The organism is Streptomyces sp. P3, assembly GCF_003032475.1.
Lineage (GTDB): Bacteria > Actinomycetota > Actinomycetes > Streptomycetales > Streptomycetaceae > Streptomyces.
Map to the genome: position 1 here is coordinate 7,198,568 of NZ_CP028369.1, position 16,687 is coordinate 7,215,254.

General features: G+C 67.7%; 12 protein-coding genes and 2 pseudogenes. 8 read left to right on the forward strand and 6 right to left on the reverse strand.

What is annotated here, in order from left to right; genetic code table 11:
• Window positions 1-1,659 carry a PD-(D/E)XK nuclease family protein gene (locus tag C6376_RS31560; protein ID WP_159083318.1) on the reverse strand — a complete coding sequence of 553 codons (1,659 nt, stop codon included), beginning with the start codon at window positions 1,657-1,659 and terminating at the stop codon, window positions 1-3.
• A 108-nt stretch (window positions 1,660-1,767) separates the two neighbouring features.
• Here C6376_RS31560 and C6376_RS31565 point away from each other — a divergent pair, with 108 nt between their 5' ends.
• The 3 genes and pseudogenes from C6376_RS31565 to C6376_RS31580 form a co-directional block, all read left to right on the forward strand.
• Window positions 1,768-3,090: a serine/threonine-protein kinase gene (locus tag C6376_RS31565; RefSeq protein ID WP_107446505.1), complete on the forward strand. Its 1,323-nt coding sequence runs from the start codon at window positions 1,768-1,770 to the stop codon at window positions 3,088-3,090.
• A 136-nt stretch (window positions 3,091-3,226) separates the two neighbouring features.
• The gene (locus tag C6376_RS31570; protein WP_159083319.1) at window positions 3,227-5,332 is read left to right on the forward strand and encodes an N-6 DNA methylase; all 2,106 of its coding nucleotides are present in this window, start codon (window positions 3,227-3,229) and stop codon (window positions 5,330-5,332) included.
• A gap of 832 nt (window positions 5,333-6,164) precedes the next feature.
• Window positions 6,165-6,422 (forward strand): annotated as a pseudogene (locus tag C6376_RS31580) (transporter); the annotation flags it as partial.
• 38 nt (window positions 6,423-6,460) lie between these two features.
• Here the strand turns inward: C6376_RS31580 and C6376_RS31585 are convergent.
• Window positions 6,461-8,944, reverse strand: coding sequence for a site-specific integrase (locus C6376_RS31585; RefSeq protein ID WP_107446506.1), 2,484 nt, complete (start codon window positions 8,942-8,944; stop codon window positions 6,461-6,463).
• A complete protein-coding gene (locus C6376_RS31590) occupies window positions 8,941-10,152 on the reverse strand; it encodes a site-specific integrase (protein WP_107446507.1) in 1,212 nt (403 codons plus the stop codon). The genes C6376_RS31585 and C6376_RS31590 overlap by 4 nt, the downstream gene beginning before the upstream one ends.
• 71 nt (window positions 10,153-10,223) lie before the next feature.
• Between C6376_RS31590 and C6376_RS31595 the strand changes: the two are divergent.
• Both C6376_RS31595 and C6376_RS31600 read left to right on the forward strand, forming a co-directional pair.
• Window positions 10,224-10,868 (forward strand): annotated as a pseudogene (locus tag C6376_RS31595) (DUF5655 domain-containing protein); the annotation flags it as partial.
• Between the two features lie 593 nt (window positions 10,869-11,461).
• Window positions 11,462-12,109 carry an HAD family hydrolase gene (locus C6376_RS31600; protein ID WP_107446508.1) on the forward strand — a complete coding sequence of 216 codons (648 nt, stop codon included), beginning with the start codon at window positions 11,462-11,464 and terminating at the stop codon, window positions 12,107-12,109.
• Between the two features lie 24 nt (window positions 12,110-12,133).
• On the opposite strand, the gene C6376_RS31605 is transcribed toward C6376_RS31600, so the two are convergent.
• A complete protein-coding gene (locus tag C6376_RS31605) occupies window positions 12,134-12,601 on the reverse strand; it encodes an NUDIX domain-containing protein (protein ID WP_061334391.1) in 468 nt (155 codons plus the stop codon).
• Between the two features lie 348 nt (window positions 12,602-12,949).
• Between C6376_RS31605 and C6376_RS31610 the strand changes: the two genes are divergently transcribed.
• Entirely contained in the window at window positions 12,950-13,405 is a 456-nt protein-coding gene (locus C6376_RS31610) for an NUDIX domain-containing protein (RefSeq protein WP_107446509.1), read from the forward strand.
• Window positions 13,406-13,408: 3 nt separating this feature from the next.
• On the opposite strand, the gene C6376_RS31615 is transcribed toward C6376_RS31610, so the two are convergent.
• The gene (locus C6376_RS31615) at window positions 13,409-14,293 is read right to left on the reverse strand and encodes a hypothetical protein (protein ID WP_061334395.1); all 885 of its coding nucleotides are present in this window, start codon (window positions 14,291-14,293) and stop codon (window positions 13,409-13,411) included.
• 207 nt (window positions 14,294-14,500) lie between these two features.
• Between C6376_RS31615 and C6376_RS31620 the strand changes: the two genes are divergently transcribed.
• Window positions 14,501-14,968: an NUDIX hydrolase gene (locus C6376_RS31620; protein WP_107449309.1), complete on the forward strand. Its 468-nt coding sequence runs from the start codon at window positions 14,501-14,503 to the stop codon at window positions 14,966-14,968.
• Between the two features lie 247 nt (window positions 14,969-15,215).
• Here the strand turns inward: C6376_RS31620 and C6376_RS31625 are convergent, their stop codons facing one another.
• The gene (locus C6376_RS31625) at window positions 15,216-15,677 is read right to left on the reverse strand and encodes a ribonucleoside-diphosphate reductase (RefSeq protein ID WP_216825630.1); all 462 of its coding nucleotides are present in this window, start codon (window positions 15,675-15,677) and stop codon (window positions 15,216-15,218) included.
• 467 nt (window positions 15,678-16,144) lie between these two features.
• Between C6376_RS31625 and C6376_RS31630 the strand changes: the two genes are divergently transcribed.
• Window positions 16,145-16,582 (forward strand): leucine-rich repeat domain-containing protein, encoded by a 438-nt coding sequence (locus tag C6376_RS31630; protein ID WP_367881063.1) that lies wholly within the window; start codon window positions 16,145-16,147, stop codon window positions 16,580-16,582.
• Window positions 16,583-16,687 lie beyond the last annotated feature (105 nt).

The following is a 16,687-nucleotide window of genomic DNA, read 5'->3' on the forward strand; positions in this document are numbered from 1 at the left end:
TCACTGGAGGGACGACGAAGCAGAGGAGGAGGGTGCGGCGGGGCACCAACGGGACACCTCGCAGCGGGCGCACTGGGTTCCCGGGTTCGGGGCGGATGTGCGGTCCGCATGCCACGGGGCGGCGAGGTCGTGGAGCACCTGCCGGGCTGTGGCAACACGGTCGGCCTGACGGGGGGAGACAAGTTCCAGGTCCGGTCCGGTGGGCCGCAGGATCTCCACCTCGACGCGGGAGCGGCGCACGTCACCGCCGAGTGCACCGTCGGCCAGCAACACCACGGCCAGGGCCGCCTGGGGATACAGCTCCAGGATGTCCTTGCCCCCGCGCGGGGTGCGGTACTTGGTGCTCTTGACCTCACGCCACACCACCGAACCGCCACTGCGGTACAGGAGGTCCGGCTTGGCCACGAGCACGACATCGGCCTGTGTGTCGTGGAAGGTGAGGAGCCTTTCCGCGACCAGCGCGGCATCCGGATCGGCGTGGCGCAGCGGGCACACGGCGGCATGACGGGCGATCAGGCGGGCACCGAGTTCGGCATCGTCCCCCGTCAGGTGCCAGTCGTCGACCGCCCAGTCGGACCGGTCGGCGGGGGCGTCGTCCGGCGTGCAGGGGCGTTGTGGGGTGCGCGCGTGCAGATGCTGCAGCCAGGCGTGCACCGCGTGCCCGCGCACCACGTGATGGTCGTGCTCGACGTCCTTGTCGTAGGGCAGATGGATGCGCCGCAGATGTTCCTGCGCGGGGCAGTTCGCATGGCGGCGCAGATCGGTGACGGACAGGGTGCGGCGAGGCCGTGCCCCGTCCGCGATCTGCAAGATGCCCGGCGTGCGCGCCAGGTCAGGGCAGGAAGCGGCGAGCTTGCAGGTCGCGCATCCGGGGCCCGGGCGCCTGTCCACGGCATCGACCGTGGCGCGCAGGCGGGGCGCGGCGAGCTTGTGATAGGCGGCTTCGGCTTCCTGGGGTGTCCCGTCGAACAGCGGGGGACGGACCGAGCCGTCCAGGCAGCCGATCTCCACGACCCGTACCCGCTGCGGGGTGACGGCGCTGTGCACGTCGTGCGCGTCACCCCATCGGGTGGGTTCCGGTGCACGGCCGCCGTGGGCAGCGACGTATGCCGCCATCGCGACCTCCGCCGGATCCCGCTCAGCCGGCCCGCGTCGCCCGGGCTGCACCGATCCGAACCGGAGCAGGCGCAGCTCACACACTGCACGGTCACGGCTGGCGTAGCAGCGCCCCCAGACTCTCAACTCGTACACGGTGGAAGTGCCTTGACCCTCGGCTGCTGTCCTCGACTGCTTGACCCAGTACTGCGGATCGGGCAGCAACTCTCCTCTTGGATCGAGGGATTTGACCGCGTCCAGGTACTGGGCTGCGGCATGCTCGGCATAGCGCTCGAGCCCGGGGTGCGAGGGGCGCACTCGGGCCGGATCGTCCCGGGGGCGGCCGAACTCTACGGTGTCGAGCCGGCGCATTACGGCGGCTAGGGCGAACGGTTCGTAGTCCGCCGGCTTGTAGGGGGTGCGGTGCGTGGGGCGAAGGCGTGGCCGGGCCTTGACGGCCCGCAGCGTGGGGCAGTCCTCGTCCCCCTCCTTCGCGCCTCCGGTGAACACTCTGATCAGGCCCGAGTCACCCGTGGTTCCTGCGGGCAGCGGCCACTCAGTCACGCGCACTCCTCACACCCGTGTCTGTGAACAACATTCACCGGAGGTTACATGCTGCTACGGTTCACGCGCGGATGATTCGTCAAATTCATTGCAGAGAACGGACCTCAGGTGGGTTCACAGAACGAAATCATCGCCAGGCGGTACCGCCTCGTGCGCCGGCTTGGTGGCGGCGCGATGGGCGAGGTGAGCCTGGCGTACGACCTGAGCCTTGGCCGGCAGGTCGCCGTCAAGCAGCTCCACGCGCACAACGTCGAACGAGAAGAGGGGCGTTACGCGGATCGCCTGGAGCGTGAGGCCAAGGCGACCACCGGGCTCAGCCGCTGCCGGCACTTCCCCCAGGTGTACGACTTCGGATACCACGCCGACGAGCCCTATCTCGTCATGGAGTACATCGAGGGACCCACCCTGGCGGAGCTGGCGGCCAACCATCACCCCTTGTCCTTCTCCACGATCACGGCGATCCTGGCTCAACTCGCCACCGCGCTGTCCTGTTTGCACGACGCCGAATTCGTCCACCGCGACCTCAAGCCGACCAACGTCATGATCGCGTCAGGCGGCGTCATCAAGGTGGTGGACCTCGGCATCGTCGCCGTCTCCGACCCCCACGCGACGCGACTGACGGCCACCGGCCAGGTGCCGGGCACCGCGGCGTACATGGCCCCTGAGCAGGCCGCCGACGGTCTCGCCGAGCCCCGCAGTGACCTCTACTCCACGGGCTGCCTCGTATTTGAACTCGTCACGGGAGAACTCCTCTTCAACGCGCCGACCGCTCACGCGATGGCGCGCGCCCACATTGATCAGGCGCCCCGCAAGACCCGGGACGTGCGCCCCGAAACCCCACCATGGCTGGCCCACATCATCGATCGGCTGCTGCACAAGGACCCGGAACTGCGCTTCCCCGACGCGCGAGCCCTGTACGGGGCTTGCCACCCGCATCTGGACGACCTCAGGGGAACGGGTGGCCCCCGGCTCGGCCGCTTCGATCCGGCCCTGCTCTGGCGTGCCCCGTGCTCACCACCGCCCCCGCCGCAACCGTCAACGCCGCCTCCGCGGCGCTCTCCCGGTACCCGGATGGATGCCTTGGCCCGCAGCCGGACGCGGCGAACCGACCTGAGACGGGACGACTTGGCCCAGGTTCGCGCCGACGCTGCCGCACAGGCGGCCAATGGTGATCTGCGAGGCGCCGTCCAGCGCATCGAGGAGTGCCTGGCATCGGCCGTCGGCCACTTCGGTCGCATCGAGAAGGGTGTGGTCCGCTTGGGCATCGACCACGCCGGCCTGCTGTGTGAACAGGGGTTGTCGAAGCAGGCGCACGCCGCTTACGTCGACGTGCGCCCCGACGCCGTCCTCGCATTCGGAGAGGAGAGTCCAGAAGTGCGCGAGATCGACGAAGGCATCGAGGGATGCGAGGAGGACGGAACGTGGAACTGATCCGTGCCTCGATGCACTGCACGCGGTTCCGAGCGCGGTGCCGTCATCGACGCGTGAAGAACATACACGCACGGTAGAACGAAGGTACGCTTCACGCTCTGTCTGCAGAAACAGGGTAGGACGCAGGGAGCATGGCGTGACAGAAGAACCGACCACCGTGACGGCCACGGGCATCGCCAGGATCGCAGGTGTCGGCCGGGCCGCAGTGAGTAACTGGCGCCGACGCCACCAGGATTTCCCTCGGCCGATCGCCGGCACAGCCGCGAGCCCCGCCTTCGACCTGGACGAGGTTGAGCTATGGCTCGACCAGCAGGGCAAGCTCCGCACTGTCGGCCCGCTCGACCGACTCCAGCAGCGTCTGGAAGCGCTCGGGACGGCCGGGCAGTCCGCAGAGGCCCTCGTCCTGGTCGGCCTGACACTCCTGACGGCGCCTGCCGAAGTGCCCACCCCTCGCCAACTTGCCGACGCCGTGCGTCTGCTGACTTCACCCCGTCACGCCGACGTGCTCTTGACGGACCTCCCGGTCGCATGGTCACCAACGCACCGAGAGATCCTCGAGGTCTCGTGCTCGTTGAGCGACCAAGAGGACCGTGTTGGAATTCTGGAGCACCTTCACGCGCAATACGTGACAGCCCGAGGCGCGGCCGGCCTCACCGATACGCCCGTGCCTGTCGTCAGCCTGATGCTGGATCTCGTCGGCCCCGCCGCCTCTGTCCTCGACGTCGCCTGCGGCACCGGCACATTCTTGCGCGCCGCCTTCGACAGGGTGAACGCGGCAGGCGGCACGCCACAGCTTCTGGGGCTGGACGCCCGTCCCGAACACGTGCGCATCGCGCTGCTGCGCCTGCTGGTCTTGCGGCAGCAGGCCAGGGCCGCTTCGGGCACCGGCGACGAACTGTGCCTGCGCGTCGGCGATCCGCTCCTTGAGGGCGCCTTCCCCGTCGACCACGTCGATGCCGTCGTCGGCAGTCCTCCCCACAGTCCCCGCGACTGGGGCCACGACCGCCTCGCCTTCGATCCCCGGTGGGCCTATGGAGGTCTGCCCCCGCGTACCGAACCCGAACTTGCTTGGGTACAACACGTGTTGGCTCAGCTGAAGCCCGGCGGGAGGGCCGCCTTGCTCCTGCCGCCCGCAGTGGCTGCGCGTCCCGCGGGACGCCGCATCCGCAGCGAATTGGTCCGGCGCGGCGCCCTGCAGGCAGTCGTCGGGCTCCCCCCGACGGCGACCGTCGGCAGCGGCAACGGCGTGCATGTATGGCTTCTCCAACGTCCGTACGAGGACAGCACCCCACCTACAGGTGTGCTGTTCGTCAACGGCGACGACGTGCCTCTGGATGCGAACGTGCGCCCGAAGGTCCGTCTCGAGGCGCTGCGCCGCCACATCGCTCCGTTGTGGGACCGCTACCGTAAGGGACACGGACCCTTGGCCACGGATGCAGACTTCGCCCGGGATGTGCCGCTGGCCGAGCTGCTCGACGAGGACGTTGACTTCACCCCCCGGCATCGCGTGCCGAACCCGGACTCCATTCCGTGCCCGCCCGACGACCTGCTCAAGATGCCAGCGGTCGTGAAGGCTCAACTCAATTCCCTCCGAAATACGTTGCCAGAATTTGCCCCCGCCCAGGCGCCTACGGCGTCTGGCGGTCCCACTGCGACGCTGGGCGAACTCTCTCGGACCGGGGCGCTGAGCCTGCACCGCCATGCGGCCCGCGCCGCACACCGCGATGCCCCCGACCCTGATCGGCACGAACCAGCGCTGACGAGCCAGGACGTCATCGCCGGCCGACCCGCCAGCGGTTCAGTTCCCGTCAGCCCCGACGACGACCCGGCGGCCCGGGTACGGGCCCACGACATCCTCATCCCAGCAATCGCCCAAACCTTGGTCGCCCGGGTCGCGACGGATGAGCAGATCGGAGCCCGGCTGGGGCCGGGCGTGCACGCCGTGCGCGTGGATCTGGACTTCCTCGACCCGTGGTTCGCGGCCGGCGCTCTCACACGCTCCGAGAACGCCACGAAGGCAGCCCGAACGTCCACCGGAACAAGCGGAGCCCTCCGCATCGATGTGAAACGGCTGCGTCTGCCCGTGTTGGCAATCGAGGAACAACGACGCCGGAGCGAAACCCTGCGTCGTCTTACCGAGTGGGATGCGGCGTTGTCCCGGCTTGCCGAGGCAGGACATGAAGCCGTTCGGGCCCTGACCAGCGCCCTGGTTGACGGGGCGCTCGACGCGTTGGACAAATGAATCGGACGCAGTAGCCGTGAAGAACGGATCCGGGAAGCCGTTCCTCGCCTCACCGGCGGGCACGTCCGCACGGCATCGGCCTGATCCAGCCAGGGCTCGAGTCCGGCGTTCTTGATCCGGGGCACTGGCAGACCACGACGGCGAGCGAGGGATTCGAGCGCCGACAAGGGGCGGGGATCGGCAAAACGCCGACGATCTCCGCTCGTGCCGGTAGACGTACGCGCAGTTTGGCAGAGTGCCCGTCGCGCGGGTCTGCTCGTCGCCTTCACTCCAATGTGCATGCCTGTTCGATGTCGTTTTCTGGCGTGTTCGCTGCATCCACGGGGGCTAGGAGAGGCGGCGGGCCCTGCCAGGTGGCTCCCTGTGCGAGGAGGCGCACCCCACTCTCGACTGCAGCGTCGCGAATTCGTTGACGGGCGGCGAGTTCGATGGAACGAGTCGTGAGTCTTGCCGGCATTCAGCTGAGGAACGGCTGGGTAGTGGTACTAACGACGCGCTGGCGACCGCGTCGGCTGGCTTACGGATGATCGTCGAGCGTTGCAAGCGACTTGTGCCGGAAAATCCGAACTGGAAGCGCCAGGTGCTTAGAAGGCGCCTGGCGCATCTCGTCGGCAGGTGCGTTGACCTGCCACTTTCTTCCTCACTGACACGCTGTCAGGGGTTTTGTGGGACGTATGTGGGACGAGGGCACCTCTGGGACGGATGGGATGCAGGGGTTCCCGACTGGGCCAGGTGGTCACCGTCTCAGATCTCCTCACCTGTTCGGTGCGCCCGCGCGGAAATAGATCTACCCCTCTCCTGCGTTCTCGATCTTTGAGCCGAGGAGGGGAAGGTGTCGGGCCTGAAGCTGTTCCACACGACGAATGGCGGCGTGACGGAGGTCGCGCCGCGTCTTGCCGAGGTCGAGGCGGATGTGCAGGGCCTCGTCGAGGCGCACATGGAGACGATGCTGGGGGTATGGTTCCTGGCGAGCGAGTACGTCATCGACTGTGCTGACGGCGGCCGGATCGATTCGCTGGGGCTCGATGAGAACGGGGCGCCGGTGGTCGTGGAGTTCAAGCGCGGTACCGCGGCCGGCGTGTTCTCTGAACTTGCAGTCGGTGTCCGGGTATTGGCGTGAAGCCGTGACTACCTTCGTCCCTCTGGCTTGTGTTGGTGTGGGACGGTGGGGGCGGTGATCGTGGGAATGCCGAGGTCGACGATGCTCCGGTTGGCGGGGCGCTGGTCGAGTTGGGCGAGTTTTCCCTCCGCTCCGGTAAGGCTCACCTGGAGCCCTTCCACCTCGCCGAGCCATCCTTCGCGTTCGGCCTCGGCGATGCGGGCGAGGAGGTTGTCTCGGATTTCGACGAGCCGGTCACGTTGGGCGGGGTCGGGCCAGAGCATCGGGCAGCGGACGCAGGCGTGTTCGTGGATGCAGGGGGTGCCGAACGCGCGACCGCAGGCGCCGATGGAGACTTTGCGCCGCTCGAAGTGGCCGAGGAATTCATGCCATTCATCATCGGTGGGGACGCGGTATTCCTCGCTGGGACGGAGAGATCGGCGGCGGGCGAGGAAGGCCATGTGCGCCTGAATGGCCTCTTCGGGATAGACGGCCTTGTAGCCGAGGGTGACGTTGATGTCCTGGTGGCCTGCAATGACCTGGGCGATGTGTGGCGGCAGTCCGTTGAGGATGGCGTCGGTGATGAACAGTCGGCGGAAGTCGTGCGGTGTGTAGCGCAGTGGCTCGCCGGTGGCATCGGTCAGACCCGTCGCGATGAGGGCCTGGTCCAGCATCGTGCGGACGGTTTCGTCGGTGAATGCGCGGTCCTCGCCGGAGATGCGTCGTTGGAACAGCAACGGGGCTGGTGCCTGCCACTCGCATTCGCGGCGGTCCCAAGAACGGACCAGAGGAACGGCGCCGGTGGTGTCCCGGGCTCGGCAGATAGTCGCGCTCAGGACGTCGGCGAGCTCGGGGCTGACCAGCAGCAGCCGCTCGGTATCGGTCTTGGACGGCACGATCTGCAGGAGGGGGACGAGTTCACCGGTGGTGGGCAGCCGGTATTGGACCAGGCTGTGATGGCTCAGTTCCAGTAGTTCTTCGATGCGGATGCCGGTGGCTCGCAGGACCTCGACGGCGGCCCAGGTCCAGAAGGCCCGCTCGTCCTCAAGCCCCAGATCGCGGCGTTTGCCGGTCTCCGGATCCTCGGCCCAGATCCGGCCGGCCGTTCCGTGCGGAACCACCGCGCGTACGAGTTGTTGACCGGCTGCGGTGAACACCTTGCCAGGGCGGGTGTGTCGGGCGGCTTCCAGTACCGCGGCCGCGTCCCTGCGACGCTGGTCGACCGAGCGGACGAGGATGGGCAGGACCGGCAGACGCTCGCGGGTGCGGGCGTCCATCCTGGCCTTGCGTCGTCGTTGGTGCTTGCGGTTCTCCAGCTCGTCAGCCCGCACGGGGCTCGGTGCCACCCACGGGCCCCACCGACCGGGGTCTTCCAATGCCCACTGGGCGATATCGAGGTAGAAGGCCCGCACCTGGGTGAGCGTGTCGCGGTGATTGAGCCTCTCGACCTTGGTGCTCGTGCGTCGGCCGTCCGGGGCGGTGACGGTCTTGTCCTTGGTGCGATTCCTCTGCTTCCACTGCGCGATGACGTCCGGGGCGAGGCGGAGGCTGGCGGCGCCGGGATGGTGGTGCTCGATGTCCTGCCAGAAACACTTGCCGAGGTGGTAGGAGAGGGACTTCAGGCTGCTGTAGTCCAGCGCGGGCTGGCGTTCCCGCAGGTAGTCCACCAGCAGATCCCTGACGGGGCGGCAGATCAGTCCGTAGCGGTCGATCAGCTCCTCTGGGGTGCGCTGTCCCAGGTTGCGGACCGCGCGCAGATTCGGCGGGGCGTCTTCTCCGAGGGCTCCGAACTGGTGCAGCAGGCGGTAGAACACCTCGGTCCCCGCCATCGCCCGCTTGAGCACCACGGCTTGGGTGTCGAGGAGTTCCAGGACGTCGCCGATGGTGATGTCGGCCAGCGTGCCGCCCTTCGCCGCGAGGATGAGGGCGCTGCGGCAGAGCGTCGTGCTGACGGCGCCCGGCCGCACGCCCTGGGCTTGAGATCCCAGCTCCCGCAGGCGCTCGAATCCGCGGGGATCACGGCTGTGTGCCATGGAGCGGACCAGCACTCCTTGACGGCTGGCCCCGGCGGCCAGCCAGTCCACCGACGGCCGCAGCAGCTCAGCACTGATCACCGTGGTCAGGGCCCGGCCCACCACCGGCATGCGCCAGGCCGCCTTCAGGCCGCGCTCGTGAAGCCACTGCTTGATCACCGGCCGCCAGGCGGCGCCGACCTGTTCGATGCCGCTGGCCTGCCACCGTTCCTGCCAGGTCTGTCCGGGCTGGTCCTCCAGCCAGTCCAGCACCATGACGATGCCGTGCTTGTGGTGCAGTTCGCTGCCGGCGTTCTTCAGCGTGTAGGGCGGACGGGCCAGCAATCGGGCCGCCTCGACGCGCGAGCGCTCGGTGCCCGGCCAGCTCTCGGGAACGGTCCGGGCGGGGAAGCGCTGCTGGGCGGCCAGTGCGCGGTTGCGCCCAGGGGTGACTCCGGGTGCCGGTTCGTGGTCGGCGCGTGCCGACAAAGTGGTGGTCATCGGGCACCGGCTCCGAACAGCACCTCGAGGCTCTCCGGCCGGTAGTCGGCTGCGGGAGGCGGTGCGACGCGGGCGGCTGCCTGCCGCGTCTGTTCGGCGTGGTGGGCCAGCAATCGCCGGATCACCACCTCCTTGCGGGGCGTGAGATAGAGCTGTGTCGTGGTCAACTGGGCGTGACCGAGGACGAATTGGACATCGGTGAGGGGCAGGCTGGGATCCTCGGCCATGCGGTAGGCGGCAGTGTGCCGGAGCGCATGCAGCGTCGCAGAGGTCCCCGCCTTGGCGTTCGCCCGCTCGAACATGCGGTGAACCGCGTGATAGGTCAGCGGTCTCGACGGTGAGCGCAGGGTCCACCACAGTGGGAGGCGCCGCCCGCGCGGGATCGCATCGTCCATCTCCACCTGGTAGAGCCGCAGCCAGACGAACGCGTCGGTTGAGGCCGGTAGTTCCTGGACTTCCCGGGTGCCCTTGCGGACCACCGAGATCAGCTGACGCCCCGGATCCACGCCGGCCTGCCATGTGCTGAGCAGCTCGCTGGCCCGGGCGCCGGTGGAGATGTAGAAGGCGACAAGGGCCCGGTCCCGGTGCGACGGGAGCCGGGCGAAGATCTCGTTGAACTCCTCATCAGGGACACTGCGGGGCACTCGCGTGGGCACTCTCGGACGGTAGAGCCCACTACGTTCGTTGCGGGGCGGGTCCAGCGGGTTGCGATGGGCGTGCGCTCGTCGGCCATGCCGTGATCGGTCCAGTGGGAACGGGTTGAGGACCGGACCGGTGCCGTTGTCGCGGTGGAAGTCGTAAAAGGTGCGCAGCACTGTCTCGCTGTGCGCTCGCACCGACGGTGCGTACGGCTTCCCGCCCGCAGCCCATCGGCCAGCCTCGCTCGGGCGCCGCCAGTGCGGACGCCTCGGCTGGCCGGCGATCTGAAGCCAGCGGGAGAAGTCCCTCGCCTCGATCCGACTTGCCCGGTCCCACGACACCTCGACAGCCCACAAGAAGCGGAACCAGCGCAGCAGATCCATCCCGTAGGAACGGGCCGTCGCCGCCGAACGACCAGCTCCCTGCAGATCCCGCAAGAAGGCGCCAGCTCCCTCGACCGGTTCCCCGGTCGGGTTGATCAGCAGGTAGGGATCCCACGGATCATCCATGGCCACCAGCTCCCCGACCAGGGGTACGGACAGGGCTGACAGGTCTCTCGATGCCTCCATGGCCGACTCAACGACGCCCCCACCACAAGGTCACTGACCTGCGGAAACTCCGCCAGTAGTTCAGTCAACAGGTCATCAATCAGGGCTTGTATTACATGGCGTGGCTGATGGCGCACAAGGACGCCTTCCGGCACCTGGTCCGCGACCGGCTCGGGGTATCGGCCGCGTCCCAGGTGCTGTGGAGCGCACCCCGGCTGATCTGTGTCGCTGGCGACTTCACCCGCTACGACGCGCACGCCGTACGCGAGCACAGACGCAGCATCGACCTGGTCCGCTATCGGTTCTTCGGCAAGGACCTGATCGGCCTTGAGACCGTGGCTTCTGTCACCGGCCGGACGCCGACCTTCAGACAGCCGCGCCGGGGCGCGGCCGGGCTGCCGCCTGTCCGCGCGCGGGGCGGGGCGCTGGCCAAGCTGGCTGAGGCGGTCGATGAGGTGCTGCTCGGCCTCGGGGACGGCGTCAGCCGGGTGCAGCGCAAGCAGTACCGGGCGTATCAGCGCCTGCGGAACTTCGCGTGCGTCTGCCCGCCACAGAAGACCAAGCTCCTCGTCTACCTCAAGGCCGACCCCAAAGAGGTCGACCTCATTCCCGGCTTCACCCGGGATGTGACGGAGGTCGGCCACCACGGTACGGGCGATCTGGAGGTGCAGTTGCGCTCCGAGCGGGACGTGGAGCGGGCTGTGGACCTCTTCCGCGCGAGCTGGGCGGCGGCGTAACCGCCCATCGCGTCTGTGACGTCATCGGGTGCGGGACTGGGCCGCTGTGGATGTGGTGGCGATCGTGCCTTCCGACGTAGGGGGCAGGTAGTGGCGGTGGACGATCAATGATGCGCGGGATCGCCGGTTTGGCCAACCGGCGATCCCGCGCTATGTTGCCCCGCTTCGAAGCAGGCTGCGTTCACCTGCCCGAGCCGTCATCAGCTCGCCGCAATCGTCAGCGGTGCTTCGGGTGCCGGGCGGCCTGCAATGCCAGTCCGCACCGTCCCTGAGCCATCGGGGGACCGGAGAGGACCGAAGCCGTCACTGACCGCGCCGACCGATGCGGGTCAGTCGACGGTGCGTCGGCTAGGTCGTACTCGGGGCAGGGCCAAGCGCCCGGAGGCAGGCTCCGGCCAAACTCGTCGAGTGGCTCCGGGACGGAGTGCTCATCGTGCGCCAACTCGTGGATGCCCGGCTCTCGCACTGACGTCGGTCCGGTTCGAAGGCCAGTCCGGGCGCGACCGCCTACGTTGGTTCATCTTGAGATCACGCGGATCGCGGCCGGGAAACCCACCTGCCCGGAGGTTATGGCTCGTGGTCTACTGCCGGTCATGCCGTTGCTGATGCTGGATCTCGACAACACATTGGTAGACCGCGACGCCGCCTTCCGGGCCGCGGCCACCGCACTCCTGGCGGAGCATGCACTGCCCGAAACCGACATCGAATGGCTGATGACCCTCGACGCGAGCGGCTACACACCCAAACCGGCTGTCGCAGAGGCCATGGCGGACCGCTACGGGACGGCGCTTCCTGAGACCGCTATCCGAACGCTTCTCGATCGTGGCGCCGCTGATCGCGTCGTTTTGGCCAAGACCACCCGCGAGGCGCTCACGAAGGCGCTCACCGATGGCTGGACCTGCGTGATTGTCACCAACGGCCGCACCGTGCAGCAAGAAGCGAAAATCCGCAATACCGGGCTCGAACGGCTCGTACAGGGCTGGGTGATCTCCGAACGCGTTGGTCATAGGAAGCCGGACCCGGAGATCTTCCACGCGGCGGCGGAAGTCGTCGGAGTTCCCCTCTCCGGCGCCTGGATGATCGGCGATTCGCCGAGTGCCGACATCGGAGGCGCGAACGGGCTCGGTCTTCGAAGCGTGTGGGTGTCGGGCGGCAGGCCGTGGCCCGAGGACTCATACCGGCCCACCCACGTTGCCAGCGGCGTCTCCTCAGCGATCAACTTTGCCATCGGCACGACGTGATAGACCAGGGGACACGGGACCGTCTCAAGCCTCGCGGATCGGCGTGTCGAGCACGGAGACGAGTGCGTCCACGTTGGCGGTGATGAACTCAGCCAACTGTGGTGGCATCAGGTTAAGTTCGTCGACGGCTTCCGCTGTGAACGGCACCCGGACCACTTCGTAGCCTCCTCGCTCTGGCTTACTGAACTCCGTGCCGGTCCGCGCGGTCAGGTCCATCGACACCAGGTTTGCGGCGAAGATGTGCTGGATGCCGATGCCGTCGTCGAGTTCGTCGGTGATCAGGTAGACGAGTTCAGCGCGGCCCACTGTGCCGCCGAGTTCCTCGTACACCTCGCGGTGCAGGGCCGCCTCGATGGTTCTGTCGTCGGCTTCCACACCACCGCCGACCGTCACCCAATACGGCTCCCGGCCCGGCTTGGTGCGCTGGATCAGGACAAGGTCGTCACCATCGAGGAGGATGGCGCGGGCGCTGCGCTTGACGACGTCGATCATGGCGGGGGTTCCTTCTGGTCGCGGTACAGCAAGAAGCCGAGTCGGAGTGCCGCCTTGCGGCGACAGGATCTCCAGCTTGGCGGACTGAGCATGAAGCAGACCGTGGCAAGGGCAAGACGTACGCGTGCTGAACCAGTGCCGCAACTGCCGGCCCCACCAAGCGCCGGGGAAGGTGCACCAGTTCGACCAGCGCGAGTGCGGTGAAAAACCCGAGGCGAACCGTACGGCTTCTGCGGCAGACTGACCGATCCCCTGCGCCGGGTGTATCGCTCCCACACCCCGAGATCGTTTGGAGAAAGGCGATTGACTGAGTCCAATCAGCCACTGGCCCGGTGGAAGAGCGAACCGATGACGACGCGACTCATCGCCGCTGTTCTCGTCACGGATCCAGACAGCGGCAGACTCCTCATCCTGCGGCGGAGCGCGCACTTGGATTTCGCGCCTGGCGAGTGGGACGTCCCCAGTGGCAAGGGCGAGCCCCGTGAACCGATCACCGCGACCGCGGTACGGGAACTGAAGGAGGAGACGGGCGTCGTGGCCGCCGAGGCGGACCTACGCCTGGTCCACATCGTCCACGGCTCCTGGGGGGCGGAGGTCCCAGGGATGTTCATGGCCCTGGTCTTCCACACCGACCAGTGGAGCGGTACTCCCCACAACGCGGAGCCGCACAAGCACGACACCATCGCCTGGGTGCCGCCGGACGACCTGCCCCAACCCTTTACACACACCACCCTGGTCGCCGTCCAGCGGTACCTGGACGGCGGCCCGATCCTTTCACTCGACGGCTGGCCAGAGGCCGGATGACGGTCAGTCCGGGCAGCTGCCGCAGGGCCGTCGCCCGTAGTCGTGAAGCTCAGAAATGAGCCGCGCGGCTTCTTTCCTGGCCGGCTCCAGCCGTGGATCCTCGGGGCGCGCGTGTGGCCCTGCGATCTTCGCGCACATGAACAGTGCCATCAGCCGACCGGACCTGCTGGCCAGGTCCGGCCGACGCTCGCTCCACACACGTTCCGCCAAGGCCGGGACAGCGAGGGAGTGGCCCCATAGCGTTGCCGCGTCCAGCCCTCGTGGCGCCATGCCCCAGTCTTCCCAGTCGATCATGCAGAATTCCGGGCCGGTGACGTTCGCCCACGTCAGGTCGGCGTGGGCCGGCAGCCACTCCTCCACCGTGGTGTCGGTCACCTCGGGAAAGACTTCCCCGAGGGTAGCTGTCACCAGCTCCTGCCTGATGGTTTCGGTATCCGGCGTGGCGACGCGGGGTGCGGACTGGGCAGCGAGCGCGTCCAGCGAGGCGTTCAGCGCGGACCACCACGCATCCGCGAGACGAGGGTCCTCGATCACGAGAGCGGCTTGCCCGACCGGCGCGGCATTGACCAGTTCCATCTCATCCGCCCGCCACATCACCGGCTTCCCCGGCTCGCGCCAAGCGAGCCCTGTGTACCACCGCGGCATGACGACCCCGCTCAGGACAGCAGCCGATTCGGGGCCGTTCCACCCCTGGGTGCCGATCCGGTCGAACCCACGCCGCTCAATGCGCACCCATGTATTGCGGTCCGTCCGTGCCCCGACCGTCCGGCGCTTGCGCACCACTGTCTCCCGGTCGAGACATACCTGCAGCGACCGCTCCACACGCTCCAGCACCCCGTCAAGCGGTTCTCGGCGTAGATCAACAGCACGAGGCACAGGCAGCGTCATATGCGGGACCGTAGCAAGCACGCAGGTGCCGAATCCCGAGATGGGCAGCCGCCTCGGTCTGTGCGGCGGCGCCGGCCGTTGCCATCCGCCATACGGCCGGTCTGACTACCCCCAGCCCAAGCACTCGTCACCCTCAGGCATAAGACCAGGACACCGTTCGGTCGGAGCCACCTCGTCGAACGGGCCGGAACCACAACAATGGGCGGCATGACCACCTCACCCCTGCGGCAAGGCGCACGCGTCATCGCCCTTGACGATGCCCAGCGGGTCCTCCTGCTGCGCTACCCCGAGGGCGGAGGCTACTGGGCCACCCCCGGCGGTTCCCTGGAGGCAGGGGAGGACCACGCCGCCGCCGCGCTCCGCGAACTGAGCGAAGAACTCGGCGTCGACGAGAAGTACGTCGTACTGGGCACGCAGCTCGCCCAGCGCAGCACGGATCACGCAGTCAGCGGGCGGGAAGTCCGGCAGGTCGAGCGGTACCTTCTCGCCCAACTCGCGCCCAAGGATGTCGACCCCGCCCGTGCCACTCAGCCCGACAACATCCAGGCCCATCGCTGGTGGAGTCTTCAGGAGCTGAGGGACACCACGGAGACGATCTATCCCGTTGGTCTCCTCGACCTCATAACCGAGGTACTCGCCAGAGGCGTGCCCGAGCGCCCCCTCGTCCTGGGCTGACCCGACCCGCGTACATCTTCGGAGATTCAGGTCACCCACCCGGCGGTTCCGATGCCCGCCCCCCCCGCGCAGGGGTGCGCGCTGCCATCCCGTTTCCAGGTGTATCTCGTCACGCATAGCGCATGTGGCTCTTGCCCGAACAGAGCAGCTTCCGCCTCAAGCGGTCTGACCCGATTCGATTGTGGTCTCAGGTGACCTGGTCCGCTGTCCGTCCGTTCCACGACCGCATTCGGGCCAGGCTGAGGGGTCAGCTACGGCGTGGTCGTGCCACGAGGGGAGCGGACATGGACAGGCCCACCAGGTCGGTCCACACGGCGTCGCCGACTCCGTCGATGGCTTCCTTGGTGGCCCGCTCTTCGGTGGTGAGGACGTTGAGTTCCACCCGGAGGTCGTAGGGCAGGTAGTCGAGGGCCAGACGGCGGCCGACGTAGTCCATGACGGAACTGGCCTGCTTGACCTCTGGGTCGTTGGTGAGGCCGGCGGGCTCGAAGCGCATTCCGACGTAGTCGGTGACGAACGCCCTGAGCGGAACCCCATGCCGGAGGCCCTGGGTGATGGTCGAGGAGAAGGCGTCCATCATGCCCGCGAGCGTGGAGCCCTGCTTGGCCATACGGATCAGCACTTCGGCGGGGGCTCCGTCCTCGGTGCGTGCGACGGTCAGGTACCCCTTGCCCTCGCGGACAGTGAACGACCGGGTCGTCGACTGCATGCGCCGCAGAGGATGCTGCCGGGCCGGCTCGACAGCGTGCTCCCCGCTACGCGTTCGCGTCGTGTTGTCACCGAACCGTTCGGCCATGGAATGATCCCCATCCTTAGTTGCGAATCTGGGTAGAGCGCAAACGAATACACAAACTGTGGACATCAAGTCGATGATGACCACAACATGTTGGGGTTACCGTAGGGGCGGGAGGCAGACGGCGCCAAACGCGGCACGCCTAGCGAGCCCGCCTGAAGCCACGAGGGGTGCAGTGACCTAACACCCCAACTACACGGTGGTGTTGGGGTCTGTAAACGTGTCGGTGACCCGGGCTTCCGAGGCGGTACCGTTTCCACGGGCTGTCTTCCGTGCTGCGAGACGCGAGCGCGTGACAGCAACGCACGTGCACGGGCTCGCCGCTGGCCCGAGGGCTGTTTCGACTGGAATAAGTCCGGATCAGCATCGAAAAGGACCAGGCTGTGCAGCACGTGTTGAATCTGTGGTGCCAACAGCTCGGAGAAGTACCCGAGTCGGTCTGGCAACACACCAAGCTGAACGTGCTGATCCTTGCGGACACCGGACTCACCGCCCTCCCGGCCGAGATCGGGAAGTTGTACCGGCTGACCACCCTGGACCTCGGCCACAACAGCCTCACGTCTGTCCCGGACGAGCTCGGCGACTTGACCGGCCTCAGCGGCTGTCTCTACCTGCACGACCACAACCTGTCCCAGCTCCCGGGCTCGCTGGGAAACCTGACGCGGCTGCGCTACCTCAACGTCGGCGAGAACGCTCTCGCCACCCTGCCCGAGGCCGTCGGCCGGATGGCCGAACTGATCGAACTCCGGGCACAGCACAACCGGCTGGCCACGCTGCCCGACACTATCGGCCGCCTCCGCAACCTCCTGAACTCTGGCTGAGGGGCAACGTGCTGGAGAGCTTGCCGCCGTCTGTAGCCGACCTACGCGAACTACGCCACCTGGACCTGCGGGAGAACGCACTCGCCGAACTGCCGGAGATGCTGG